This window comes from Pseudomonas sp. LY-1, from assembly GCF_053502595.1.
In genome coordinates this window covers 1005483-1032183 of the sequence record NZ_CP094353.1, presented here as the reverse complement: position 1 = coordinate 1032183, position 26701 = coordinate 1005483, and the positions used below count along the sequence as shown (strand labels likewise).

Below are 26701 nucleotides of genomic sequence, written 5' to 3'. Positions count from 1 at the left end.
CTTCACGGCTCAGAGTTTTCCTACAGCCAAATTCAGCGCCTCTATGAGGCCATGCCCCCTCTCCGTTTCCTTTGAAGGTAAATCCCCATGCGTATCCTTGTGGTTGAGGACGAGCAGAAAACCGCCGATTACTTGCAGCAGGGCCTGACCGAAAGCGGCTATGTCGTCGATTGCGCCGCCAGTGGCGTCGACGGCCTGCACCTGGCCCGGCAACACACCTATGAACTGGTGATCCTCGATGTGAACCTGCCCAACACCGACGGTTGGGAAGTGCTGGAACACCTGCGCCGCGACGGCAACCAGCGGGTGATGATGCTGACCGCCCGCGGCCGGCTGACCGACAAGATCAAGGGCCTGGACATGGGCGCCGATGATTACCTGGTCAAACCCTTCGAATTCCCCGAACTGCTGGCACGCGTGCGCACGCTGTTGCGGCGCAGCGAGCACATTCCGTTGCCGGACGTGTTGCGCGTCGCCGACCTGGAGCTGGACCCACGCCGCCACCGCGCCTACCGCGGCACACGACGCATCGACCTGACCACCAAGGAGTTCGCCCTGCTGCACGTATTAATGCGCCAGGCCGGCGAGGTGATGACCCGCACGCAAATCATCTCGCTGGTGTGGGACATGAACTTCGACTGCGACACCAACGTCGTCGAAGTCTCCATCAGCCGCCTGCGCGGCAAGGTCGACGACCAGAGCGAGGTCAAGCTGATCCACACCATTCGCGGCGTCGGTTACGTGCTGGAGGCGCGTCAATGAGGACCAGCAGCCTGTCGATGCGCCTGGGCCTGACGGTCAGCCTGATGGGCGCCGGACTGGTCGTGCTGCTGGCGACCCTGGCTTACCTGGCCTTGACCCACGAGCTGGACAAACTCGCGCGCAAGGGCCTGGAAAACAAGCTGGAGCAGTTGGAACACAGCCTGAGCCAGAGCCTCGCCCCCCGCGACATCAGCAGCCGCCCCCACTCGCTGCTGGACCTGGTGATGGGCCACGACAATATCTACCTGACCATCATGAGCACCCAGGCCAATACGCCGGTGCTCCTCAGCGTGGGCGCAAAACCCCAGCAGCCGTTGTTGCTCGACGTACCGGCCGGCAAGACCCTGGCCTACCTGAACTGGGTGGACGGGCACGGCAACCGCATCCTCAGCGCCTCGCGCATGGTGGCGCTGCGCAATGGCGAGAACGTGCGCGTGCTGCTGTCGCTGGACCGCTCCGACGATGAAGCGTTGCTCAGTGCCTACCTGCGCTCCACGGTGATCGCCCTGCCGCTGCTGCTGATCCTGATCGGCATGGGCGCCTGGTGGCTGGTGCAGCGCGGGCTGGCGCCGTTGCAGCAGTTCAGCCGTGTGGCGGCGCAGGTCAGCACCCAGGACCTGACCCATCGCCTGGCGCTGGACAACCTGCCCAAGGAGCTGGGCGAGTTGGCCCAGGGCATCAACTTCATGCTGCACCGCCTGGACGACGGTGTGCGGCAACTGTCGCAGTTCTCCGATGACCTGGCCCACGAACTGCGCGCGCCGTTGACCAACCTGATGGGCAAGGCGCAGGTGACATTGTCCCGCGAGCGGCCTTCGCAGGAATACCAAGCGGGCCTGGAATCCTGCGTCGAGGAAATGGAACGCCTGTCGCGCATCGTCTCCGACATGCTGTTTCTGGCCCAGGTCAGCCATCCGGCGGCGCGGGCCGGGTTTGCCCAGGTGTCGTTGGGTGACGAAGCGCAGCGGGTGATGGAGCTGTTTGCCTTGAGCGCCGAGGACAAGCAGGTGACCCTGAACCTGCGCGGCGACGCCTGGGTGATGGGCGATCGCCTGATGATCCAGCGGGCCATCTCCAACTTGCTGTCCAATGCCATCCGCCACACGCCAACCGCGTCTACCGTGTTGTTGCTGGTGGAAACCTACGGCCAGCGTGTATCGCTGTCGGTCGGCAACCCCGGGCGCGGCATCGAAGCGCACCACCTGCCGCACTTGTTCGAACGCTTCTACCGCGCCGACAGCAGCCGTACCCGCGCCGAGGGCGGCACCGGCCTGGGGCTGGCCATCGTGCAGTCGATCATGCACCTGCATCAGGGCCACGCCGATGTCAGCAGCCAGCCGGGGCGTTTTACGCGCTTCAGCCTGGTGTTTCCTCGTCCTTGCGATGCGCCCAGTGATACAACGCCGGCAGCACCAGCAAGGTCAGCAACGTAGAGGAAATGATCCCGCCGATCACCACCGTCGCCAGCGGCCGCTGCACCTCGGCGCCGGTGCCGGTGGCCAGGGCCATGGGGATAAACCCGAGGGACGCCACCAGCGCCGTCATCAACACCGGGCGCAGCCGGGTCAGCGCGCCCTCGTTGATGGCCATCGACAGCGAGCGCCCTTCCTCGCGCAGGTTGCGGATAAACGCGATCATCACCAGGCCGTTGAGCACCGCCACGCCGGACAAGGCGATAAAGCCCACCCCGGCCGAGATCGACAGCGGAATATCGCGCAGCCACAGCGCCATGATCCCACCGGTCAAGGCGAACGGAATCCCGGTGAACACCAACAGCCCGTCCTTGAGGTTGTTGAACATCATGAACAACAGCCCGAACACCAGCAGCAGCGCCACCGGCACCACGATGCGCAGGCGGTCGGAGGCCTCCTTCAACTGTTCGAACTGCCCGCCCCAGGTGGTCCAGTAGCCAACCGGCACTTTGACCTGGGCGCCGATGGCAGCTTCGGCCTCTTGGACAAACGAGCCGATATCACGCCCCCGCACGTTGGCGCTGACAATCACCAGGCGCTTGCCGTTCTCGCGGCTGATCTGGTTCGGGCCCAGCACCAGGTCGAGGCTGGCGACCTGGGACAAGGCGATAAAGCCCAGTTGCCCGGAGGCGTTACCGGCCAGCGCCGGCACCGGGATCAGCAGCCGCGACAAGCCGTCGATATCGGTGCGCAATGCGTCGGACAAACGCACGACCATGTCGAAACGTCGGTCACCTTCGTACAACGTTCCGGCCTGGCGCCCACCGACTGCGACGGCAATCGTGTCCTGCACATCGCCGACGTTCAGGCCAAACCGCGCGGCCTTGTCGCGGTCGATATTGATGGTCAGTACCGGCAGGCCGGAGGTCTGCTCGACCTTCACTTCCGAGGCGCCGTTCAGGCCTTGCAAGGTCTCGGCAATTTCCCCGGCGGTGGCGTTGAGCACCGCCATGTCGTCGCCGAATACCTTCACCGCCACGTCGCTGCGCACCCCGGAAATCAGCTCGTTGAAGCGCAGTTGGATCGGTTGCGACAGTTCATACGCACTGCCCGGCACAATCGCACTGGCGCGCTGGATATCGGCGATCAGCGTCTCACGGGATTTCTGCGGATCAGGCCACTGATCCTTGGGCTTGAGCATCACGTAGCTGTCGGAAATGTTCGGTGGCATCGGGTCGGAGGCGATCTCCGCGGTGCCGGTGCGGGCGAAGACCCGTTCGATTTCCGGCACCTGGGCCATCAAGGTTTTTTCCAACTGCTGTTGCATCTGCACCGACTGCGTCAGGCTGGTGCCGGGCACGCGCAGGGCTTGCTGGGCGAAGTCGCCTTCGCTGAGGCTGGGGATGAATTCGCTGCCCATGCGGCTGGCCACCAGCCCCGAGGCGACGATGGTCAACAGCGCCAAACCGAACACCAGCGGGCGCCGCGCCATCACCCCATCGAGCACCGGCGCATAGACCCGGCGCGCACTGCGCATCACCAGGTTTTCTTCTTCCTTGACCTTGCCGGTGACAAACAGCGCAATCGCCGCCGGCACAAAGGTCACCGAGAGGATCATCGCGCCGAACAGGGCGATCACCACGGTGAAGGCCATGGGGTGGAACATTTTCCCGGCCACGCCGGTGAGGGCGAAGATCGGCAGGTACACCACCATGATGATCAGTTGCCCGAAGATCAGCGCGCGCCGCGCCTCCTTGGCCGCCGCGAACACTTCGTGCAGGCGCTCGCTGCGGGTCAACAGGCGGCCGTGTCGCTGTTGCGCATGGGCCAGGCGGCGGATCGCGTTCTCGACGATCACCACCGCGCCGTCGACGATGATGCCGAAGTCCAGCGCGCCGAGGCTCATCAGGTTGGCGCTGACTTTGTTGGTGAACATGCCGGTAAAGGTGAACAGCATCGCCAGCGGGATCACCATCGCGGTGATCAGCGCCGCGCGGATGTTGCCGAGGAACAGGAACAACACCGCGACCACCAGTAGCGCGCCTTCGAAGAGGTTTTTCTTCACGGTGGCGATGGCTTTTTCGACGAGGTTGGTGCGGTCGTAGACGGTCACGGCGACCACGCCCTCGGGCAGCGAGCGGTTGATCTGTTCGAGTCGCGCAGCCACGGCCTGGGACACGGTGCGGCTGTTTTCGCCGATCAACATGAACACCGTGCCCAGCACCACTTCACGGCCGTTTTCGGTGGCGGCGCCGGTACGCAGCTCACGGCCGATCTCGACCTGGGCCACATTGCGCACGCGGATCGGCGTGCCGTCCGAGGTGGTGATGACGATGTTGGCGATATCGTCGATCGACGCCACTTGCCCCGGTGCGCGGATCAGCAATTGCTCGCCGCTGCGCTCGATGTAGCCGGCACCGACGTTGGCGTTGTTGCGTTCCAGCGCGGTGACCAGATCGCTCAAGGTCAGGTTATAGGCCGCCAGGCGCTTGGGGTCGGGGGCGATCTGGTATTCCTTGGCAAAACCACCGATGGTGTTGATCTCGGCCACGCCGGGCACGTTGCGCAGTTGCGGCTTGATGATCCAGTCCTGGATCACGCGCAGGTCGGTCGGCGTGTAGGGCGTGCCGTCGTCCTTGCGCGCGCCCTCTTCGGCTTCCACGGTCCATAGGAAAATTTCCCCAAGACCGGTGGAAATCGGCCCCATCGCCGTTTCGATACCGACGGGCAATTGTTCACGGGCGACTTGCAGGCGTTCGTTGACCAATTGGCGGGCAAAGAACAGGTCGGTGCCGTCCTTGAAGATCACCGTGACCTGGGACAAACCGGAGCGCGACAGCGAACGGGTCTGCTGCAACCCCGGCAACCCGGCCATCGCGGTTTCGATGGGAAAGGTGATGCGCTGTTCGGTTTCCAGCGGCGAAAAACCGGGCGCCGCCGAGTTGATCTGCACCTGCACATTGGTGATGTCGGGCACCGCGTCGATGGGCAGTTTCTGATAGCTGGCGACGCCGACACCGGCCATCAACAGCACCGCCAACAGCACGATGATGCGCTGCTCGATGGCGAATTGGATAAGGCGCTCAAACATGGGAAATCACTCGCAGGATCAATGGGCGTGTTCGGCCGAGCCTTTGCCCAGTTCGGACTTGAGGATGAAGCTGCCAACCGTGGCCACCTGTGCCCCGGCGTCGAGGCCCCGGCGCACTTCGACGTAGCCGTTTTCGCTGACGCCCAGTTCCAGATGGCGGGTGACGAACCCGTCCGCCGTGCGAACGAACACCGAGGGCTTGTCCTCGACGGTCTGGATCGCGGCCTCGGGCACGGTGACCTTGGCCTGGTAGGTGTCGGTGGCGATCTGTACGGCGACGAACAACCCCGGGCGCCAGGCGTCATCGGGGTTGGGCACGGTCACGCGCACGGTGGCGGTGCGCGTCTGCTCGCCCAGCAAGTTGCCCACATAGGCCACGGTACCGAGTACTTCGGTGCCCATTTCGGTGGAGCTGACTTTCACCGGCTTGCCGACGCGGACCTTGTTCAAGTCCTTGGGAAAGACGCCGAACGTGACCCACACCTGCGACAGGTCCGACAAGGTGAAGGCGTTGCTGGTCTCGCTGACCACCTCGCCGACACCCAGGTGTTTCTCCACCACCACGCCGGCGAACGGTGCGCGCAATTCATAGCGATTACCGCCGGCCGGCACGGCGCTGCCGCTGAGGGCGGTCATCTTCTGGCGGGCGTTGTTCAGGGCGATTTCGGCTTCCTGCAAGGCCTGGCGCGCCAGCAGGTAATCCTGCTCGGCGGAGATCTTGTCCTGCCACAGTTGGCGCTCGCGCTGGAAGGTGGTGCGCGCCAGTTCGAGGCGGCGCTGGCTGGCGGCCAGCTCGCTGCGCTGATCGGAAATCTGCTGGCTGGCGATCACCGCCAGCAACTCGCCTTGCTTGACCGCCTGGCCGAGGTTGACCTTCACTGCCTCCACCACCCCCGCCGCACGCGGCACGATGTGCGACGTGCGGTCTTCATCGAAGTGCACTTCACCCGGCAACGACAGCACCGTGCTGATCGGCCGCGGCAGGGCCTGGGCCAGTTGAATACCGGCGGCCTCGATCTGCTGCTCGGTGAGTTCGAGTGTGCCTTCTTCTTCCTCGGCGTTTGCCAGGCCGGACAGCATCAGGCCCAGCACAAGGGCTAGCGCCACGCCATGTTTAGTCTGCATAGAGGACTCCAAAAAAAATCAGAAACGGGCGAGGTCGCCGTAGATCCGTTCGATGCGTACCCAGGCGTCGGTGGCCTGGGCGGTCGCCGTGAGGTATTGGCTGCGGGCCGCGATCAAGGTGCGCTGGGCGTCGAGGACGTCGAGGAAGTTGAACTTGCCCATTTCGAAGCCTCGGGTGGCGCTGTCCACCGCGCTCTGGGCGGCGGGCAGGATCTGCTGGTTGAACGCGCGCACTTCGGTGTTCGCGGTTTGCCACAGGTCCAGGGCCTGGCGGGTTTCGGTGCGCAGGCGCAGTTCGGCGGCGTTGCGCAGGTCACGGGCCTGGTCGGCGCGGCGGGTGGCAGCGAGCACGTTGCCCTGGTTGCGGTTGAACAGCGGGATCGGCATCGACACGCCCACCAGGTTCACGCGCTCGCGCACGCTGGCGTCGTACTGGCTGCCAATCGACACATCGAGGTCGGGGATGCGCTGGGCTTTTTCCAGGCCCATGCTGGCTTCGTTCTGCAGGATTTGCAGTTCGGCCAGGCGCAGCTCGGCGGTCTGCTCAAGACGCGCCAGCAGTTGCGCGGCGGGCGGCAACGTCGCCGGGACGCTGCTTGGCGTGGCGACAGCGGCGAAGTCGGGCGCGGCGCTGCCGGTGCTGGCAGCCAGGCGACGATAGGCATCGCTGACCCCCATCTGGGCGCGGTTGAGTTCCAGGCGGATTTCCGACAACTGTACCTGGGCGCGGGTGGCTTCCACTGGCGACGATTTACCGGCGTTGACGCGGCCATTGGCGATCACCAGGCCGCGCTCGGCCAACGCCAGGGAGCGTTGCGCCAGGTCGAGGCGCTCCTGGGCGCGAAGGGCGCCGTAATAACTGTCGATCACCTCGGCGCGCAAGCCGTTGCGGCGCTGTTCGAGGGTCAGCGCCGCGACGTCCTGGCCGCGCGTGGCCAGCTCGATGCGCGCGCCGCGCTTGCCGCCCAGTTCCAGGGTCTGGCTTAACTTGAGCGTGGTGGTGCGGGTGTCGCGGCGGGTGTCTTCGGCATCCCACGAGGCCACCGGGTTGGGGATCAGCCCCGCCTGCTGGCGGCCGCCGCTGGCGATGTCGATCTCCCATTGCGCGGCGGCCAGGTCGGGGTTGTTGGCGAAGGCGGTTTGCAGGGCGGCGTCGAGGGTCAGGGTTTGAGCGCCGACCCCTTGTGCTGTCGCCAGCAACACGATGATCGAGCACAGTAGAGTTCTTGCACGAGTTGGCATAACGAGAGTTCCAGGCCCATGAAATGGCGGATAAATCCAAGCCGTGGCACTGTAACTTTCGGTACTTATCAGGGCGGTGGGGCGAACATTACAAATCCGTTAGCAAGGCTCAAGCATGGGCGTCTTCGGGCCCGTCACGATGAAAACCCTCGCCCTCGACCTGCAGCGTGACGTGGGAAATATCGAATTGTTCATGCAGCAATTGCGTCACTTGAGCGAGGACCTGCTGTTCGGTGCCCGGCATCGCATCCGCCACCAGATGGCTGCTCAGCACGTTCTTGCCACTGGTGAGCGCCCAGATATGCAGGTCGTGTACGTCCTTCACGCCGGGCACGCCACGCATGGCCTGCTCCACGCTGTCGATATCGACGCCGTCGGGCACGCCTTGCAGCAGCACATTCATGCTGTCCTTGAGCAGCACCCAGGTGCGCGGCAACACCCAGAAACCAATCGCCGCCGCCACCACGGAGTCGACCCAAGCCCAGCCGGTCAACATGATCACGACGGCCGCGATGATCACGCCGATAGAGCCGAGCATGTCGCTCCAGACCTCCAGGTACGCGCCTTTGACATTCAGGCTTTCGCCGCTGCCGGCGCTGAGCAGGCGCATGGAGATCAGGTTGACAAGCAGCCCCAGCACGGCGATCACCAGCATGCCGGTCGACTGGATTTCGGCGGGTGCCTGCAGGCGTTGATAGGCCTCATAAAGGATGTAGAACGCCACCGCAAACAGCAGCAAGGCATTGAACGCCGCCGCCAGGATTTCAAAGCGGGCATAGCCGAACGTGCGCTTGCGGTCGGCGGGGCGCTTGGCGATCTGGATCGCCACCAGGGAAATCGCCATGGCCAGGGCGTCGGTCATCATGTGCGCGGCATCGGACAACAGCGCCAGGCTGCCGGTGATAAAGGCACCGATCACCTCGGCAATCATGAAACTGCTGGTCAGCCCGAGGGCCATCCACAACTGCCGTTCGTGGCCGGCGCGTACCTGGGCGTGGTTGTGTCCTGCGCTCATGAAACATCCTCGTGGGGTGTGGTTGGATGAATCATAGCGCCCTAGCAGAAGATTCGGATGGGGTCGGCACTTCCTCAGGCCGCCAACGTATGGCGCTTGCTGAACAGCACCACGCTCACCACCCCCACCGCGCCCATCACCACGCAATAACCCACGCAAATCCACGGGCTGGTCGGCATCAGTGCGATCAGCATCAAGGGCGTGGTGCTCGCCCACAGCGCGTAGGCAATGTTGTAGGTGAAGGAAATGCCTGACACCCGCACCGGCGCTGGGAACAGTCCGACCATCACCGACGGCACTGCGCCGACCACGCCGCAGCTCAAGCCTGCCACGGCATATGCCGCGCCGAGCCAGACGCCACCGGCGATCAGGCTGGCGTATAACACGGCGATCCCCAGTGGCAGCAACAGGCTGTAGACCAGCACCGCGCGCCAGGCGCCGATGCGGTCCACCAGCAGGCCGGCGAGTACGCAACCGATGTTCAGGAACACAATGCCCAGTGCGCTCAGGGCGAAGGTGTGGCTGGGCGTCATGCCGAAGGTTTTCTGCATCATGGTCGGGGTGATGACCACCAGCACCACCACGGCGGAGGTGAGCACGCAGGTGAGGATCATCGCCGGCAGCAACACGCGGCGATGGTCGCGCAATACGGTGCGCAGCGGCAGTTCGGCGGCGGCTTGGCGGCGCGCCTGCATGTCGAGGAATACCGGGGTTTCGTTGAGCCAGCGGCGCAGCCACACGCCGATCACGCCGAAGACGCCGCCGAGCAGGAAGGGGAAGCGCCAGGCGTAGTCGAGGATCTCCGCCGGGGTGAAGATTTGCGCCAGCAGCGTGGCGGTCAGTGCGCCGAGCAGGTAGCCGAAGGTCAGGCCGGCCTGCAAAAAGCCCAAGGCGTAACCGCGGTGATGGGGCGGCGCGTGCTCAGCGACAAAGGTCCAGGCGCTGGGCACTTCACCGCCCACCGCCGCACCTTGCAGCACGCGCAGCACCAGCAGGATCAGCGGTGCGAAATAGCCGATTTGCGCGTAGGTCGGCATGATCCCGATCAGCAGGCAGGGCAAGGCCATCATCAGGATGCTCAGGCTGAACACGCGCTTGCGCCCCAGGTGATCGGCGAAGTGCGCCATCAGGATGCCGCCCAGCGGGCGCGCGAGGTAGCCGGTGACGAAGATCCCGAAACTTTGCAGCAGGCGCAGCCACTCGGGCATTTCCGGCGGGAAGAACAGTTGGCTGAGGGTCAGCGCGAAAAACACGAAAATGATGAAGTCGTAGATTTCCAGGGCGCCGCCGAGGGCGGCCAGGCCCAGGGTTTTGTAGTCGGAGCGGGAAAAACGCTGCGCCTGGGCAAGCGAGGTGGCAGTCATGTTGAGGCTCGGCAGACAAACAAAATGGCGTGCAGGTTATGAGCTGCGCCGGATGATGGCAATCGCGGCGGATATATTTGTTTTCCTCAATGATCGATGAAGATAACTGCATTCCCATATCAATGGCCGTAGCGGAACATGCCGTAAAACTGCCAAAACCATAACAATTACAAGAGGAATGACTCGTGGCCGATGCTATCGAAGAAAGCCGCTATGCCCGATTTGCCCTGCGCTGCTCCAATTTCGCCGAACGCTGGTTTCCCGACTCCTGGGTGTTTGCCGCCCTCGCCGTGATCATTGTCGCCGTGGCGACCCTGGGCATGGGCGCCGCGCCGACCGAAGCCGCCAGGGCGTTTGGCGATGGGTTCTGGAGCCTGATCCCGTTCACCATGCAGATGGCCTTCGTGGTGATCGGCGGTTACGTGGTCGCCAGTTCGCCACCAGCGGTGAAACTGATCGACCGCCTGGCGCGCATCCCGAAGAACGGCCGCTCGGCCGTGGCCTGGGTGGCGTTGATTTCCATGGTTGCCTCGTTGCTCAACTGGGGCCTGTCCCTGGTGTTCGGCGGTTTGCTGGTGCGCGCATTGGCGCGGCGCACGGACTTGCGCATGGACTACCGCGCTGCCGGTGCCGCGGCCTACCTGGGGCTCGGCGCGGTATGGGCGCTCGGGCTGTCGTCGTCGGCCGCGCAGTTGCAGGCCAACCCGGCCAGTCTGCCGCCGTCGATCCTGTCGATCACCGGGGTGATCCCGTTCACCGACACCATCTTCCTGTGGCAATCCGGCGTACTGCTGCTGGCGCTGATCGTGGTCTCGCTGATCATCGCCTACGCCACCGCGCCCGGCCCGAACAGCGCCCGTGACGCCAAGGCCTGCGGGGTCGACCCGGCCTTCAACCTGCCCACGCCGCAGGCCCCGACACGCCCGGGCGAATGGCTGGAACACAGCCCGGTGCTGACGATCCTGCTGGCGGTGCTGGCGGCAGGTTGGTTGTTCCACGAGTTCTCGACCAAACCGGCGATCAGCGCGATTTCCGGGCTGAACACCTATAACTTCCTGTTCATCATGGTCGGTGCGCTGCTGCACTGGCGCCCGCGCAGTTTTCTGGACGCGGTCGCCCGCGCGGTGCCGACCACCACCGGCGTGCTGATCCAGTTCCCGCTGTACGGCTCGATTGCCGCGCTGATGACGGTGGTCAAGGGCGGCGACGGCCAGACCCTGGCTCACCATATCTCGACCTTCTTCACCTCCATCGCCTCCCACGACACCTATGCCCTGTTGATGGGCGTGTACTCGGCGGTGCTGGGTTTCTTCATCCCGTCGGGCGGCGGCAAGTGGATCATCGAAGCGCCCTACGTGATGCAAGTGGCCACTGACCTGCAATACCACCTGGGCTGGGCCGTGCAGATCTACAACGCGGCCGAGGCGCTGCCGAATTTGATCAACCCGTTTTATATGCTGCCGTTGCTGGGCGTGTTGGGGCTGAAGGCGCGGGATCTGATCGGGTTTTCGTTCGTGCAGTTGCTGGTACACGCGCCGTTGGTGTTGTTTTTGTTGTGGGCGTTGGGGACGACGTTGAAGTATTTGCCGCCGGTGATGCCTTAAACGCAGCGGCAAGCTTGAGGTTTGTAGCTCCAGGCTTTCCGCTTAACGCGTGTAACTTCAAGCTGTCTTCCCTGCGTCACATTCCACTGCTACCGTCCTGGCGAAATATCTTGCAACAAACCGCCAGCAAGGACTCCCGCAATGAGTGACGAGCACGAAGACCGCCCGGCCCCCGATTCCATCGATCAACCGCCGGTAGACACCAGCCGGCGGCGCTTCCTCGGCGGCGCAGCGGTGCTGGGGGTGGGCGCGACCTTGAGTGCCTGCGGCAATCCCGGCGACGCGCCGGGCAAACCGCTGCCTCGGCCGCTCACGCCGCAAGAGTTGGATAAGGCATTACACGACCAAGTGAAAACCGTCGTGGTGATCTACGCCGAAAACCGCAGCTTCAACAACCTGTTTGCCGATTTCCCCGGGCTGGAGAAACCGCTGTCGGCGTTGTCTCCCGCCGACTATCAGCAGCGCGACCGCGACGCCAGCGTATTGACCACCCTGCCCCCGGTGTGGGGTGGTGTGTTGCAAGTCGGCTCGCAAAGCGTCGACGGGGTGACCTACCCCAGCGAAGTGCAATTCCAGGAAAACCTGCCCAACGCCCCGTTCGCCCTCAAGGGCCCGAACGCCGAAGACCTGCCCTTGAGCCTGGTCACCCGGGATTTGTGGCACGTGTTCTACCAGAACCAGATGCAGATCAACGGCGGCAAGAACGACAATTTCGTCGCCTGGGCCGATTCCGGCGGCCTGGTGATGGGGCATTACGCCCAGAGCCGTTATTCCCTGCGCCTGTGGGACGTGGCCAAGGAGTTTGTGCTCTGCGATAACTTCTTCCAGGGCGCATTTGGCGGCTCGTTCCTCAACCACCAATACCTGATCAGCGCGACCGCGCCGGTTTATCCGAACGCCGCGCAGTCGGTGGCCAAGGCGCAGATCGCCACGCTGCAAAGCGACGATCCCACCGACCCACGCCTCAAGCCCCTGGACAAATCCCCGGCCAGCGCCATGAGCGGCCCGCCGCAGTTCGGCCCGAGCGCGCTGACCCCGGACGGTTACGCCGTGAACACCCTGGCCCCGCCCTACTGGCCGACCTGGATTCGCGACCCGCAAAACCCGGACTACGCCAAGCCCGACCTGCCCAACGTACTGGTGCCGCAGACCCACGAACACATCGGCGACAAGCTGTCGAAAAAGAACATCGACTGGGCCTGGTACGCCGGGGCCTGGCAAGCGACGCTGGAACAGTTCAAGGACTCGGGCGGCATTCCGAAGATCCCCAACTTCCAGTATCACCACCAGCCGTTCAACTACTTCAAGCAACAGGGCCCGGAAAACCGCGCGGAGCGTGACAAGCGCCTGCGCGACGCGGGCCTGGGCGATGAGTCGAGCACCAACAAGTTCTTTGCCGACGCGCAGGCGGGCAAGCTGCCCGCCGTAACCTTCTACAAACCCCAGGGCAACCTCAACATGCACGCCGGTTATGCCGACGTGGCCTCGGGTGACCGCCATATCACCCGCGCCCTGAAGGTGCTGCAGGAAAGCCCGCAGTGGAAAAACATGGTGGTGGTGGTGACCGTCGATGAAAACGGCGGCTGGTGGGACCACGTGGCACCGCCCAAGGGCGACCGCTGGGGCCCTGGCACACGGGTTCCGACCCTGGTGGTGTCGCCGTTCGCGCGCAAAGGCACGGTGGACCATACGGTGTACGACACCGCGTCGATCCTGCGCCTGATCACCCGCGTCTTCCAGTTGGAGACACTGGACGGGCTCAAGCGGCGCGACGACGCCATGATCGCCCGCGGCCAGAAACCGATGGGCGACTTGAGCAATGCGTTGCAGTTCGAGGTGTAGGACGGCTTATCCAATAGCGACACGCCCGGCGATTTTGCACGCGGTTTTCCTGGTCAGCCGCTACTGTGTGGAGGTGGGCTTTCACCCCGCGCAGACGGGCTCTCGCTGACAAGGAATCATCTATGTTTAAACCGACCAGGTTGTCCTTCACCTTGGCCGCACTGATCGCGAGTGCGGTCGTACAGGCCGACATCGAAGTACCGCTGGGCAGCACGCAACGGGTTACCCAGTTGTTCGCTTACCCCAATAACTGCAACGTGATCTGCTTCCGGCCGTGGACGCTGGAGCAGACCGTCGAGCACTACCTCAACCAGAGCCTGCAGCGCGACGGTTACAGCCGTGCCAAGGTCAGCGTCAGAAAGCATGACGGCCAGGTCGCGGCGACCTTCAGCGGCGTGCCCGACAACTATGGCCAGCCGCTGACGAGCTTGCTCGCTACCGCCGACCTGGCCTACCAGGGCGCGAGCCGGCTCAATAGCGATGGCAAGTGGGCTTACAACTGGTACTTGTTCCTGCCGCTGGGCATGGCCCTGGAAAACCGCAAAAGCATCGAGCTGCTGCACTTTCCGCCGGATTACTCGCTGACCCAGGCCCAGGATTACCTGGAATCGGCCACCACCGACCGCTGGGCCACCCTGCTCGTCGACAATGGCATTCCGGCCAGCGAAACCCCGGCCTACCAGACCATCATCGACATCGCCCCGATCGCCGCGCCGTCCAACGCCGGGAAAGACCTGGAAAACGTCTACAGCTACTTCACCGACTACCAGACACGCATGGTCAAGGAACTGAGCCTGCCGCCCAAAGGTGCGTTGCCGATGGTCGCGTTCGGCGCACCGGTGCGCAGTTGGATCAAGCAACAATACGGGCAAACCGTGGGTGTGCTGGGCCTGGCGCAAATCAGCCCGATCCCCGGCAAAACCGTCTCGGTCCTGGGCGCCAACCACCCCAGTTACATCTGGTACGCGGCAAGCCCCGACACGTATGACGGTAACGAGCAGAAGGCCGACGAGGCCGGTTTGAAAGTGATGGGCCAGGATTTGAGCGCCGCCTGCTGGCAAGCCGGAATGGGCCAGAAACCGGCGAGCGATGCGAATGTGCTGCTCAAGGCGTGCATGAACACCTGGCAGGTCACGCGTAAAGAACAGACCTGCGAATTGTTCTACACCTCGGTGCGCAACCTGACCCCGGAACAGGCCAACGCCAAATGCGCCACGTCCGCGATCAAAGCCCAGCTCAAACAGCTGAAAGACGCCGCGCCCACCCCGACGATCAGCGCCCCGGCGCTGTAAAAGCGCAAAAAAACGCCGATTTCTACTGTCAAAGTTGACAGTAGAAATCGGCGTTATGTTCAGCGAGTCTTGATCCGGGCCCTTCCGCTGCAAGACTGCCAGTCAGACATCACCCGCAAGTCGATGCAGCCCAACCCAGGAGAGTTATGAAAACTCGCGCCATGGATAAGGCTGTAAACCCTGTGAATGACTGCCTTTACCCGTTCAAGACACTGTTCGTCGGGCAGGGCTACCCTTCGTCCAAACACTTCCAGGTCAGCCACGCCAGGGACGGCGCCGGGGCCAGGGTCAAGGCGCGCATCGCCTTTGAGAGTCGCATACGCATTGCCAAGGTCTCCGGCTACGCGGTGAACGAGCGACGCCCACACACCTTGCAACTGTCGCCGCGCATCCACTTGTACGACTGTTGGTTCTGCGGCCTGCTGCGCCACTCCTGCAACCCGAATGTATTTTTGGACACCACCTACCTGGAGCTCTGGACCGTGCAGCCCATCGCGGCCGGCGCCCTGTTGACCCTGGATTACGCCAGCACCGAGGACGCGCTGTTCCGGCAGTTCGCGTGCCAATGCGGCGAGCTGAACTGCCGGGGCTGGATCACCGGCAGCCAGGAGCCACTGAACGCCGAAGGGCAGACGTTCATGACCCTGTGGCGCGAGCGCAAGCGCCCTTAGGCTTCACCCAGCGGGCGCAAGCGATACTGCGGCGGCAACTGCTCAAAACCAGTGATGGTGGTGTTCAAGCTCTTCCAGCGGCCATCCTTGATGCCGTAGATGCAACCGTGGATCGACAGGCTCTGCCCCCGGTGCCAGGCGTTTTGCACAATGCTGGTATGACCGACGTTGGCCACCTGCTGAACCACGTTCAATTCGCAGAGGCGGTCGACGCGCTCTTCCTCAGTCGGCAGCTTGGCCAGCAGATCGCGGTTTTCGTAGTAGAGGTCGCGAATGGTGCGCAGCCAGCCGTCGATCAGGCCGAACTGACGGTCCTGCATCGACGCCCGCACACCGCCGCAGCCATAGTGGCCGGTGACCAGGATGTGTTTGACCTTGAGCACATCGACGGCGTACTGAATCACCGACAGGCAGTTGAGGTCGGTGTGCAGCACCACATTGGCCACATTACGGTGTACGAACAGATCACCCGGCAGCATGCCGACGATTTCGTTGGCCGGTACGCGGGCGTCGGAACAGCCGATCCACAGGTATTCCGGTGCTTGCTGGCGGGCCAGTTTGGCGAAGAATTCGGGATCTTCCTGTTTGATCGCATCCGCCCAGCGTTCGTTGTTATCAAGCAGCTCTTGTAGTTCGTTCATCAGGGAAAGCCTCAGGAATGATGCGCAGCTTTGACAGACGACCGCCCGTCCGGGTCACGCCCGGAATAAAGATAGACGGCAGGCGATGACTTGAATCTTGGTGCGCCAGGCCTGTCCACACACTATAAGCCCCACAGTATGAGGATTGGCCATGACTGAATCACGACGTCCATACGGCGCTACACAGCCGGAACCGATTGATGACAATGAGGATCGCATGGGCTCGGTGCGCGAGCTGGACTTTGACGATCAAGAGCCGAAGGCGGGAATCGGCGATGAACTGCCGCTTGTCGAGCGCAAACGCCGGATGCGCGACGAACGGGTGGGCGAGGCCGAGACGACCGATGACGAGATGAGCCCGGAAAACCTGATCCGCGAGGACGGCGCACGGGATGCACAGGAAGAAGGCGAAGGCGAACAGGCCGATTGGGACCTGAGCATCGTCGACGAGGATGAAATTGGCGGCGGCAATGGCTTGGACGAAGCCGAACTGGCCGAGCGCGAGCCTGTCAACGGCAACCGCTGACACACCGTAGATCCAAATGTGGGAGGGGGCTTGCCCCCGATAGCACACTGTCAACAATACATGTGTTGACTGACACACTGCCATCGGGGGCAAGCCCCCTCCCACATGGGTTGCGTGTTCAGTCGACCAGGGTGCAGGCCATCACGACCGCATCTTCGCGACCGCCGACGGCTGGGTAGTAATCGCGCCGACGGCCGATTTCATTGAAGCCATAGCGTTCATACAGCCGGAACGCGCTGGCGTTGCTGTCACGCACTTCGAGGAAACATTCCCGTGCGCTGGCGGCATAGGCGCGGGACATCAGGTGCTCGAGCAGCGCCAGGCCGAGGCCGCGGCCCTGGTTTTCCGGTTTGACGGTGATGTTCAGCAAATGCGCTTCATCGAGGATGATCTGCACCACCCCGTGGCCCACTTGCTGCTCACCTTCGAACATCAGCCAGATCTGGTACTTGCCCAGCCCGTCGAGAAAGATCCCGCGGGTCCAGGGGTGGCTGTATGCCGCGTATTCGATTTTCAGCACGGCGTCGAGGTCGGCCTCGGTCATCGGGCGGAAGGATAAAGCCTCACTCATCGATTGTTTTCCAGCGCGCCATCAGCCGGCGCATGGCTTGCCAGACATCAGCCTTACGCTGTGGCTCTTCCATTAATAATTCCAGGCCCGGCAGGGCCCATACCGAGCCCAGGCCTTCGACCTGCAGTTCGCGGTACCAGACTTCGGCATCGGCTTCGCCTGCAAACCGCACGGCGGGCAGGCCGATCAGCCACAGGCACACGCAGGGTTCGTCTTCCAGGCGTGCCGACACAAAACCTTGCACAAAATCCCGCGCGGCGTCCGGGCCCTGGTCCATGGTGCCGCGCACCAGCAACGGCCAGCGCACCGGGTCGCCGACGATTTGCGGGCTGTCGGGCAGGCCGGCAGCGCGCAGCATGTCCTTGAGCAGCATGTAGGCCGGGTCGCGGGTCTGGAAGCGCTCGCCGGTAGGCAGCTCGACCAGCAACAGGCAACGCCCGGCCCGCAGCAATTGCAGGGCAAACCGCGGCGGTGGGACGACAGGCGCCTTGACCACCGGGGCCGCCTCTTCAGCCACCGCCGGCTTGGCCATCGGCGACGGGCGTGGCACCTCGACCTTGGCGCGTTCGACCACCGGCCGCGTCGGCGGCTCAGGCTTGACCACCGCCACGGGCGCAGCCGCCTCCTCGCCCGACGTTTCCAATCCGTCATCGGGCTCGAGCGCCTGCAGCAGCTCGGGCCGCGACGGGGCGGCAAACGGCAGTTCGGTGCGGGGCAGCCAGTTGACCACCTGCATGGCGGTCAAGTAAGCGCGACGTCGGGACTCGATAAGCACAGCTCGGCCACTTGTGGATAAGTAAAGAGCGGGGATTCTACCGCTGTTCGGTAACAATCGCCCACTGCGCACTGACCGGCTGTGGATAAATCCCGCGCCTGATGCAGTACAATCGCGACTTTTAATCGCCAACCAGCCGGCCATTCCCATGATCGAACCCAAGCGCGTCCTGCGCGCCCTCGCCGAACACTGGGCCTTACTTGAGCCACTGTGCGAACACTTCGACCAAGGCACCCTGAGCCTCGGCGAGCTGCGCGCACAACTGGCCGCCCAACAACTGGACAGCACGCCCCAGGACATCACCAGCCTGCTGGACGTGTGGATTCGCCTGGATATCCTGGTGCCTGTCGCCAAGAGCCCGAACCGTTTCGAGCTCAATGCGCAGATCCACGACTTCCTCGCCTATCTTCGCAAGGAGCACCGGCTTGGCCTGTGCCTGGAAATCGAAGCCTACCTGCGCCACCTCGAGCGCCTGGCCGGTTATATCCAGGACGCCTTCGACATCCGTGACGGCCACGACCTGGCCCGGCAACTGCGCCTGCTCGACATGCGCGTGCGCGACGTGCTGAAAAAACTCGCCAACGACGAACAAGCCCTCGCCGCCGTGGCCGACCGCGCCAAGACCAGCGACCGGCAGATCCCGTTGCGTCAGCGCTACGCCGAAGTGCTGGCGACCTGGGACGAATACGTCGAACCGATGATCCAATTGGTGAACGCCGACGGCGCCTTCGAACAAGGCGTGCGCAAGGTCGAAAACGTGCTGCTGCGCCTGCTCACCGAGCAGCAGCGCCTCGGCCATCTGGTCGACGACGACATGCTGTTGCGCACCCACGCGCGCATCCTCGAAATGCAGACCAGCGCCCAGTTGACCCTGCGTCACGCCCGCGAGCTGCTGCTGCCGCTGCGTGAAGAAGCGCGTCGGCACAACGCCGTGACCCGTGGCGCCGCGCTGGCGCTGTCGGCCATTCGCCGTAAAGGCCTGGACGCGGTGCCGCAGGCCGCGATGCCGATGTTTACCCGGCCGCAAAGCACCTTCCTCGGCAGCGCGAGCCAGGTCGAGGCCTACGTGTACGCCCTGGCGAACTTCGAGCCGAAACCGGCGCGCTTCCCCAAGGCGCACAAGTCCCATAAAGGCGAAGCCCAGCGCGCACCGCGCACGGTCAAGGAAATGCTCGAACGCTGCGAAGACGCGCTGCCGATGCCGGACCTGATGACATGGCTGCTGGAACAGGAACCGGACGGCGCCACCGACGAATTGCTCTACTGGTTCTCGCGCCTGTCCCGCGAAAAACGCTTCAAGCGCGAGCGCCTGGAACGCCGCGATTACCACACACACGAGCATCAGGTCAGCCTGCGCTCATTCGCCCTGCTCCCGGCCACGCCCGACGCCGCCGAGAATTCTGCGAGCACCCCTTATGCATCTTGATCTATCCGAACTGTCCCAGCTGGCGCCGATCTTTCGCGAGCTGTTCAAGGGTTACCACGTCAGCCGCCGCGACCCGGAGCTGTACGCGCAACTGTCGAATTTCCAGGACCAGTACCGCACGCTGTTCAAGGCCCTGGGCTTTGAACTGGTGTGCGATACCCGTGGTTTCTATTACTTCGTGCCGGATTCGGCCATCGCCAGCGCGCAGGTGAACAAGACCGCGCAGCGCCTGGCGCTGTTCACCTTTATCATCGTCGAGCACCTGGCCGACCAGGGCCGCGACCCGATTGCCGTGCTCGACGGCGGCAGCCTCGGCCGCGATGAACTGCCGTCGCTGCTGGAAAAATACCGCGACCTGTTTATCCAGGCCGAAGTGCAAACCCAGGAAGAGCTCGAAGAGAAAATCATGCGCCGCATGACCCAACTGGGTTTTGCCAGCGAAGAAAACGGCATCTATCGCTTCCTGCCGCCGATGCATCGCTTCCTCGATGTGTGCCTGTCGGTGCAACAGGACCGCGACCTCGCGGCCAGCATCCACAGCGTGCTGCCATTGCCGACACCGGTGATCATCGACGAAGACAGCGATGAAAAACTGCTGAAGACCGATGACCCGCTGGACTTGAGCGACTTTGCCGACGAAAGCGAAGAAGACGCCCTGGCCCGCGCCATTGCCGAAGAACAGGAGACCGACGCATGAGCAAGGAACGCTACGGCATCCGCCGCTTCGCCCTATTGAATACCGCCGGCTACAGCCTCGGATTGTTCCCGCTCGAAGAGCCGCTGTCGGTGTACGGCGCGAACAACCTGGGTAAATCCGCATCGATCAACGCCTTGCAGTTCCCGATCCTGGCGCGCATGTCGGACATGAGTTTCGGCAAGTACACCCTGGAACAATCGCGGCGCTTCTACTTCGCCACCGACACCAGCTACATCCTCGTGGAAGTCTCCCTGCCCCACGGCCCGCATGTGATCGGCGTGGTCGGGCGCGGCCCGGGCGGTGGTTTCGGTCACCAGTTCTTTGCCTACGCCGGCAAGCTCGACCTGGCCCACTACCAGAAAAACGACACCTGCCTGCGCCAGAAAGAGCTGTTCACCAACCTGGAGCGCGAGGGCCTGAAAGCCTACGAACTCAAGCCCGATGAACTACGCCGTTTGCTGGTCGGCGGCCACACGTCGATCCCACTGGACCTGACGCTGATCCCGCTGCGTTCCACCAGCGAACAGAGCCTGAAGACCTTCCGCGCGCTGTTTATCAACCTGTTGCACATGCGCGAAATCACCGCAGCCAAGCTCAAGCAATTGTTCCTCGATGCGTTCGAGCACAGCCTGCGCTCCGGCAGTGTCGATTACATCGCCGCGTGTGAAGAAGCCTTCCGCGACGTGCGACGCATGGAGCAGGACTACAACTCCCTGGTCGCCGCCGGCCCGCTGGTCGAGGCCCTGGCCAATGGCGTGAAACAACGCGACATCCTGCGCGGCAAATTGCATCGCCTGTCGCCGCTGTTGGACTCGCTGCTGGGCACCTGGTCGGACTACGCCAGTGCGCGCAAGGAAGAGCTGACCATCCAGGCCGAGCACTACCGCAACGAGCAGGACGCGCTGCAGCACGACCAACGTGGCGGCACCCAGGAGCTGATGCGCCTGGAGCGCGAAATCAGCGGTATCCAGCGTTGGCTGGGCGAGCTGTCGGTGCTCAAGCATCGCTTTGCGCTGGTCGATGATGTCAGGGTGCTGGAACAGCAACTGCTGGCAGCCAAGGATGCCCACGATGAACTCGCCGGCGCCCTGGCGCAGTCGCGGCAGTTCAGCGCCGAGGACTTGGACGAGCGCCTGCGCGAGCTGGAAAAACGCCTGAAGTCGGTCAAGCAACAGCTCGATCACGCAGACAACAACAGCTACGCCAAGCTGCGCGAAGAATTCTCACAGCAGGATGTCGAGCGTCTGATGCGTCTGTTCAACAGTTCGCTGTTCAGCCTGCCGCTGGGTGAGCATGGCATCACGCTGGATGAGGACGGCCAGTGGGTCAAATCCCTGGAACTGATCCTCGATGGTTTCAAGGGCGAGCGCTTTGAAGTGCCGGGGCTGTCGATCGACATCTCCCACATCGAACCGCCCGCCTTGCAGGCCCTGGCGGATCGCGCGGCGTTGCGCGACCAGAAAGAGCGCCTGGAAAAAGAACTCAAGCAGCTCAAGACGCAGCAGGCGGTGGCCTCTGACCGCGCCGCGAGCAAAACCCAGACCGAAGCGCTGTACCAGCAAGTGCTGGACGCGCAAAAGGCCCTGGAAGATTTCCGCCGTGCGCAAACCCTGAGCGCCGAAGAAGGTGAGAAGCTGGAACAGCTGGCGCAGATGGAAGCCGCCCAGGATGAATTGAAGCGCTCCAGCGACGCGTTCACCGAACGTGTCCAGCAACTGTCGGCCAAGCTGCAACTGGTCGGTCGCCAGATCGGCGATATGGAAGCCAAGCAACGCACCCTGGATGACGCTTTGCGCCGTCGCCAGTTGCTGCCGGCGGACTTGCCGTTCGGCACGCCGTTCATGGACCCGGTCGACGATTCCATGGACAACCTGCTGCCGCTGCTCAATGACTATCAGGACAGCTGGCAAGGCTTGCTGCGCGCTGATGGCCAGATCGAAGCGCTTTACGCCCAGGTTCGCCTCAAGGGCGTGGCCAAGTTCGACAGCGAGGATGACGTGGAGCGGCGCCTGCAACTGCTGATCAACGCCTATGCTCACCGTACCGACGAAGCCCTGACCCTGGGCAAGGCACGGCGCGCGGCGGTCACCGATATCGCACGGACTTTGCGCAATATCCGCAGCGACTACGACAGCCTGGAACACCAGCTGGCCTTGTTCAACCGCGAGATCAACAAGCGCCAGGTGTCGAACCTGCAGAGTTTCCGCATCGTGCTGGCACCGAACAAGGAAGCGCTCAAGCATATCGACCAGATCATCCACAGCGCCGGTCAGTACGAAGAAGGCGAAACCCTGTCGGTGTTCGACTTGAGCCAGAGCGCCGAGCAGGACAACAAGAACGAAGAGGCCAAGGAATACCTGGCGCGCCTGGTGGCGGCCAACCACAACCAGTTGGGCCTCAAGGACTTGTTCGAGCTGGCGTTCGAGATCACCAAGGTGCATGGCCAGCCGGTGATTCACACCGACATCGATGGCGCGGCGTCCAACGGCACCACCATGACCATCAAGGCGCTGACCAACATGTATTTGTTGCTGCACCTGATGGACCGCGACCAGGCCGGGCGCGTGCGCTTGCCGTACTACCTCGACGAAGCGGCCGACATCGATGAGAAGAACCAGGCAGCGCTGCTGGAAACCAGCCTGCAGCTGGGCTTCGTGCCGATCCTGGCGAGCGTGAAGCCGCAGGTGTCGGCCCAGGTAGCGATCGACCTGGAGGGCGGCAGCGGGCCGAACGGGATCTACATCGATGAGGCGGACTGGAAGTACATCCGGCGCCATGATGCGGTGAAGGCAACGGTGACTGTGCAGGCGGATGAGCCGGAGTTGGATGAGGTCTGACGTTCGGCGGTGAAATGCTAAAAGGCCGCGATCTTATGGATCGCGGCCTTTTTTGTGGGCTGGGGTTTGGTGGTGTTTTTGAGGGCCTCATCGCGGGCAAGCCCCCTCCCACAAGTGACCGCGTTTATCCTGTAGGAATGCGCTCATCTGTGGGAGGGGGCTTGCCCGCGATAGCCGCGCCTCGGCCTACTTGCCCAGCGGAATCTTAGGCGCCCAGGTCAGCCACTCATCCTCAAACTTGTCGAACAGCGGGAAGGTTTGCTGCGGCCGCGCGGCGCTGCCCATGCGTTCGCCATCGGGCGTGGCGAAGGCGATGCCGCCGGCAACCAGGGTTTCCAGGGATTCGGTGCGTACCGTCGCGCCTTTGAACAGGCCGAAGTCGAGACCGAAGCCGCTGCTGTTCCAGAAGCGGCTGCCGCTGCGCACCAACGCCGCGTACTTGGGCTCGATCAGGATGTGGATCAGCACGCGGTCGGCGGTCTGGCCCAATTCGTAGCCGGTGACTTTGCCCACAGTGACTTCGCGGTAAGTGACGGGCACGCCTTCTTTGAGCGAACCACGGCGTGCGGCACTCAGTACCAGGCTCAGGCCAGCCTCCTGATGGACGGCTTCGGGTGGCTGGTCCAACGCGACGAAGCTCTTCTGCGGCCCGGCGTTTTTCAGCGCGGGCAGCACTTCGATGTATTGGCCGGTGACCAGGGTTTCCAGGTTCGAGGTTTTCATCAGGCCCAGTTCCGGCTTGACCACCCAGAACTGGCTGCCGACGCGTGCGATGCGATCCACGACCTGGGTGATGCGCGCACCGAGCAGCACCGATTGCAGATCGGCGCTGAGGTCGACGCTCTCGATCTTACCGACGTCCAGGCCTTTGAAACGCACCGGGGTGCCGGGGCGCAGGCCGTCGGCGCGGTCGACTTTGATGGTCACCAGGGTGCCACTCTGATTGGCCGTTTCACGATCGGCGAACAGGCGGAAACGTGGGATACGTTTTTTCAGCGGCACGTTCGGTTCCGGCGTTTCAAAGGCGATACCGCCGGACATCAGGCTGGCCAGGGATTCGCTTTTCACCTGGATACCGCCGGTGAGGCCGCCGGTCAGGGTCACGCCGCTGGCGTTCCAGAAACGCGTCGAACCATTGACCAGGTTGGCGTACTCCTTCTCGATATGGACGCCGATCACCAGTTGTTTGTTTTTGCGCGAGAACTGGTAGCTCTGCACCGAGCCGACCTTGACCTGCTTGTAGAGGATCGGGCTGCCGACATCCAGCGAGCCGAGGCTGTCGGTGAACAGCACCATGTGCAGGCCAGGGGAACGCAGGTCCAAGGGCGGCGCCTTGGCGCGAGCCACGTATTCCCGTTGAGGTGGAGTGCCTTTGTCACCGGGACGAATCGCGATGTAGTTACCTTTGACCAACGCCTCGAGCCCAGTGATACCGGCCAGGGAAATCGACGGCTTGACCACCCAGAACTGGGTGTCCTGTACCAGGTAGTCTTCGGCCAATGGGTCGAGGGTCAGTTCGGCGTTGGCGCTGGACAGGTCCGGGTCGATCTTCAGGGTTTTCAGGCTGCCGACCTGGATGCCTTTGTACATCACTGGGGTGCGCCCGGCCTGCAGGCCTTCGAAATCGGTGAGTTTGACCTTGACCTTGATGCCGGCGGCGGCGGCGTCGAAGTCTTCATACAGGCGAAAGGGCAGGCTCGGGTCGGTCGGCGGGCTGTCCTTGCGATTCTCCGGGGTGGCGAAGGCGATACCGCCGGCGACGATGCTGGAGAGCGATTCGCTGCGCACCTTCACACCGGAGAGGTTGGCGTCGATGCTGATGCCGCTGGCGTTCCAGAAACGCGTGTGTTTGCGCACCAGGCTGGCGTAGGTCGGTTCGATGTAGACCTTGATCTCGACGGTGCTCTGGTCCTCGGACAACAGGTAGCTTTTGACCTGGCCGACCTGGATCTGCTTGTAGAACACTGGGCTGCCGCGGTTGAGCGAGCCAAGGCGGTCGGCCTTGATGGTCAGGTGCAGGCCTGGCTTGGCGTCGGACAAGGGCGGTTCTTCGGACAGCGCCTTGAATTTGCGCGTGGGCTCACCGTCGCCGGGGCTGGCGGCAATGTAGTTCCCTGACACAAGGGTCTCCAGGCCGGTGATGCCGGCGAGGCTGACGCTGGGTTTGACCAGCCAGAAGCGCGTATTGGTCTTGAGGTATTGCTCGACGTCCTTGTTCATCTCGATGGTGGCAATCACCCCGCGATTGTTACCTTCGTCGTCCAGGGCCAGGGTCTTGACCTTGCCCACGGGCATGCCTTTGTAGACTACTTCGGTCTTGTTGACCTGGATGCCTTCGCCGCTTTCAAAGCGTACCTGGATCTCGATGCCTTGCTGAGAGTAGGCACGCCAGCCCAACCAACCGCCGATGATCAGGGCGATCAGGGGCAGTACCCAAATAGCCGACCAGTTGGAAGCCGGGCGGGTTTTAGCTTTAGGCAAATCACTCATGGTCGTCGTCCGACTCCGTGTTATCCCAAATCAGTCGGGGATCAAAAGTTACTGCGGCAAGCATCGTCAAGATCACCACACTGGCGAACGCCGCCGCGCCGAGGTTGGCCTCGACACTGGCAAGCCGTCCAAAGTTTACAACCGCCACCAGGATGGCGATCACGAAGATATCCAGCATGGACCAGCGGCCGATGAATTCGATAAAGCGGTACATGATAATCCGTTGTTGCGCCGACAGCGGTTGGTGACGCTGCACCGAGAACAGTAGCAGACCAATACCTACGAGCTTGAACGTCGGCACCAGGATGCTGGCGATGAACACCACGGCGGCGATGGGGAACATGCCGTGCTGCACCAGTTGGATCACGCCGGACATGATGGTACTGGGATCGCCCTGGCCGAGGGAATTGACGGTCATAATCGGTAACAGGTTGGCCGGGATATAGAGAATCGCAGCGGTGATCAGCAAGGCCCAGGTGCGCGTCAGGCTGTTGGGGCGACGGGCATGGACCAGCGCACCGCAACGGGTGCAGGTTTGCTCATCGGTGTCCGGTTCTTGCTTGTTCAATTCGTGGCATTCGGTACAAATCAGAATGCCTGCATCAATCGCCCGCATGATCATCCTCTCCTGACAGTGCTTGCCAGATCTGGTGGGGCGACATCACCACCTCAAGCAGAACCTGAACCATTAATAGGCTGACGAAGCAGACCAGACCCAGGCCAATCGTGATGGAGGCCATGTCGGCGAGCTTTACGATCGCCACCAGGACGCCCATCAGGTACACCTCCAACATCCCCCAATCTCTCAGGTGATGGTAAATGCGGTAGAGCAGCAGCCCGTAACTGCGACCGATGTTCCAGCGGATGCTGAGCAACACCGCCAATTGGCAGAGCAACTTGAGCAGGGGAATACCCATGCTGCACAGGAACACGACGGCAGCGACGCCGTGCATGCCGGTGTCGAACAGGCCGACGACGCCGGTCCACACGGTGTCCTCCGAGGACTGCCCGAGTAGATTGAGCTGCATGATGGGCAAAAAGTTCGCGGGGATGTACAGCAATAGCGCTGCCAAGACTAAGGCGAGGCTTCGTTCGACGACGTTGTGGCGATGCGCGTACAGCTCGTAACCGCAGCGCGGGCACTGGGCTTTTTCGCCGAGGGCGAGCACAGGTTTGCGCATCAATAAATCGCACTCATGGCATGCCACCAGGTCGTCCAGGGGTAAATCCGACACCTTGGGGGCATCAACCGGATCGGGCATAGATAGGGCTCGGACGCTAAAAAAGGTTAGGTACCTATTCTAGTGGTCTGGTTCAG

At 63.0% G+C, this 26701-nt stretch carries 21 protein-coding genes; 10 read left to right on the top strand and 11 right to left on the bottom strand.

Annotated features, from left to right (window positions below; genetic code table 11):
• Positions 1-87 precede the first annotated feature (87 nt).
• Both MOQ67_RS04520 and MOQ67_RS04515 read left to right on the top strand, forming a co-directional pair.
• Positions 88-762 (top strand): heavy metal response regulator transcription factor, encoded by a 675-nt coding sequence (locus MOQ67_RS04520; protein ID WP_017844493.1) that lies wholly within the window; start codon positions 88-90, stop codon positions 760-762.
• A complete protein-coding gene (locus tag MOQ67_RS04515; protein WP_198717963.1) occupies positions 759-2195 on the top strand; it encodes a heavy metal sensor histidine kinase in 1437 nt (478 codons plus the stop codon). Before MOQ67_RS04520 ends, MOQ67_RS04515 begins: the two co-directional genes overlap by 4 nt.
• Here MOQ67_RS04515 and MOQ67_RS04510 read toward each other — a convergent pair.
• The 5 genes from MOQ67_RS04510 to MOQ67_RS04490 form a co-directional block, all read right to left on the bottom strand.
• Positions 2119-5265, bottom strand: a complete 3147-nt coding sequence (locus MOQ67_RS04510; protein WP_057005638.1) for a CusA/CzcA family heavy metal efflux RND transporter — start codon at positions 5263-5265, stop codon at positions 2119-2121. The genes MOQ67_RS04515 and MOQ67_RS04510 overlap by 77 nt on opposite strands.
• A gap of 18 nt (positions 5266-5283) precedes the next feature.
• Positions 5284-6390, bottom strand: a complete 1107-nt coding sequence (locus MOQ67_RS04505) for an efflux RND transporter periplasmic adaptor subunit (RefSeq protein WP_198717962.1) — start codon at positions 6388-6390, stop codon at positions 5284-5286.
• Between the two features lie 18 nt (positions 6391-6408).
• Positions 6409-7632, bottom strand: coding sequence for a TolC family protein (locus MOQ67_RS04500; protein WP_198717961.1), 1224 nt, complete (start codon positions 7630-7632; stop codon positions 6409-6411).
• A 109-nt stretch (positions 7633-7741) separates the two neighbouring features.
• Complete coding sequence (locus MOQ67_RS04495; protein WP_046384819.1) at positions 7742-8647, bottom strand: cation diffusion facilitator family transporter; 906 nt, start codon at positions 8645-8647, stop codon at positions 7742-7744.
• A 74-nt stretch (positions 8648-8721) separates the two neighbouring features.
• A complete protein-coding gene (locus tag MOQ67_RS04490) occupies positions 8722-10011 on the bottom strand; it encodes an MFS transporter (RefSeq protein ID WP_046487479.1) in 1290 nt (429 codons plus the stop codon).
• A gap of 185 nt (positions 10012-10196) precedes the next feature.
• On the opposite strand from MOQ67_RS04490, the gene MOQ67_RS04485 reads away from it, so the two are divergent.
• The 4 genes from MOQ67_RS04485 (at position 10197) to MOQ67_RS04470 (ending at position 15420) form a co-directional block, all read left to right on the top strand.
• Positions 10197-11615 (top strand): short-chain fatty acid transporter, encoded by a 1419-nt coding sequence (locus MOQ67_RS04485; protein ID WP_046487482.1) that lies wholly within the window; start codon positions 10197-10199, stop codon positions 11613-11615.
• Positions 11616-11756: 141 nt separating this feature from the next.
• Positions 11757-13457 carry an acid phosphatase gene (acpA, locus tag MOQ67_RS04480; protein ID WP_017844504.1) on the top strand — a complete coding sequence of 567 codons (1701 nt, stop codon included), beginning with the start codon at positions 11757-11759 and terminating at the stop codon, positions 13455-13457.
• A gap of 122 nt (positions 13458-13579) precedes the next feature.
• Positions 13580-14749, top strand: a complete 1170-nt coding sequence (locus MOQ67_RS04475; RefSeq protein ID WP_169885728.1) for a hypothetical protein — start codon at positions 13580-13582, stop codon at positions 14747-14749.
• Between the two features lie 146 nt (positions 14750-14895).
• On the top strand, positions 14896-15420 hold the full coding sequence (locus tag MOQ67_RS04470; protein WP_017844506.1) for a hypothetical protein: 525 nt from the start codon (positions 14896-14898) through the stop codon (positions 15418-15420).
• Here the strand turns inward: MOQ67_RS04470 and can are convergent.
• A complete protein-coding gene (gene can / locus MOQ67_RS04465; protein WP_017844507.1) occupies positions 15417-16061 on the bottom strand; it encodes a carbonate dehydratase in 645 nt (214 codons plus the stop codon). The two genes, MOQ67_RS04470 and can, sit on opposite strands and share 4 nt — an antisense overlap.
• Before the next feature lie 151 nt (positions 16062-16212).
• Between can and MOQ67_RS04460 the strand changes: the two genes are divergently transcribed.
• Positions 16213-16587 carry a serine kinase/phosphatase gene (locus MOQ67_RS04460; RefSeq protein ID WP_102618032.1) on the top strand — a complete coding sequence of 125 codons (375 nt, stop codon included), beginning with the start codon at positions 16213-16215 and terminating at the stop codon, positions 16585-16587.
• A gap of 118 nt (positions 16588-16705) precedes the next feature.
• Here MOQ67_RS04460 and rimI read toward each other — a convergent pair whose 3' ends face one another.
• Together rimI and MOQ67_RS04450 are read right to left on the bottom strand one after the other, a co-directional pair.
• Positions 16706-17158 carry a ribosomal protein S18-alanine N-acetyltransferase gene (gene rimI, locus MOQ67_RS04455; protein WP_017844509.1) on the bottom strand — a complete coding sequence of 151 codons (453 nt, stop codon included), beginning with the start codon at positions 17156-17158 and terminating at the stop codon, positions 16706-16708.
• Positions 17151-17894: a hypothetical protein gene (locus MOQ67_RS04450; protein WP_017844510.1), complete on the bottom strand. Its 744-nt coding sequence runs from the start codon at positions 17892-17894 to the stop codon at positions 17151-17153. The genes rimI and MOQ67_RS04450 overlap by 8 nt, the downstream gene beginning before the upstream one ends.
• A 187-nt stretch (positions 17895-18081) precedes the next feature.
• Here MOQ67_RS04450 and mksB point away from each other — a divergent pair, with 187 nt between their 5' ends.
• From mksB to mksF, 3 genes are read left to right on the top strand one after another with little or no spacing between them, the layout of a single operon-like run.
• Positions 18082-19359, top strand: coding sequence for an Mks condensin complex protein MksB (gene mksB / locus MOQ67_RS04445; RefSeq protein ID WP_017844511.1), 1278 nt, complete (start codon positions 18082-18084; stop codon positions 19357-19359).
• Positions 19349-20056 carry an Mks condensin complex protein MksE gene (gene mksE, locus MOQ67_RS04440; RefSeq protein WP_017844512.1) on the top strand — a complete coding sequence of 236 codons (708 nt, stop codon included), beginning with the start codon at positions 19349-19351 and terminating at the stop codon, positions 20054-20056. The genes mksB and mksE overlap by 11 nt, the downstream gene beginning before the upstream one ends.
• Positions 20053-22893, top strand: coding sequence for an Mks condensin complex protein MksF (mksF, locus tag MOQ67_RS04435; protein WP_017844513.1), 2841 nt, complete (start codon positions 20053-20055; stop codon positions 22891-22893). The genes mksE and mksF overlap by 4 nt, the downstream gene beginning before the upstream one ends.
• Before the next feature lie 186 nt (positions 22894-23079).
• On the opposite strand, the gene MOQ67_RS04430 is transcribed toward mksF, so the two are convergent.
• The 3 genes from MOQ67_RS04430 to MOQ67_RS04420 are packed head-to-tail and all read right to left on the bottom strand — an operon-like array spanning position 23080 to position 26645.
• Positions 23080-25383, bottom strand: a complete 2304-nt coding sequence (locus MOQ67_RS04430) for a PqiB family protein (RefSeq protein WP_046487496.1) — start codon at positions 25381-25383, stop codon at positions 23080-23082.
• The gene (locus MOQ67_RS04425) at positions 25376-25999 is read right to left on the bottom strand and encodes a paraquat-inducible protein A (RefSeq protein ID WP_046384829.1); all 624 of its coding nucleotides are present in this window, start codon (positions 25997-25999) and stop codon (positions 25376-25378) included. Before MOQ67_RS04425 ends, MOQ67_RS04430 begins: the two co-directional genes overlap by 8 nt.
• Complete coding sequence (locus MOQ67_RS04420) at positions 25986-26645, bottom strand: paraquat-inducible protein A (RefSeq protein WP_046384830.1); 660 nt, start codon at positions 26643-26645, stop codon at positions 25986-25988. The genes MOQ67_RS04425 and MOQ67_RS04420 overlap by 14 nt, the downstream gene beginning before the upstream one ends.
• Positions 26646-26701 lie beyond the last annotated feature (56 nt).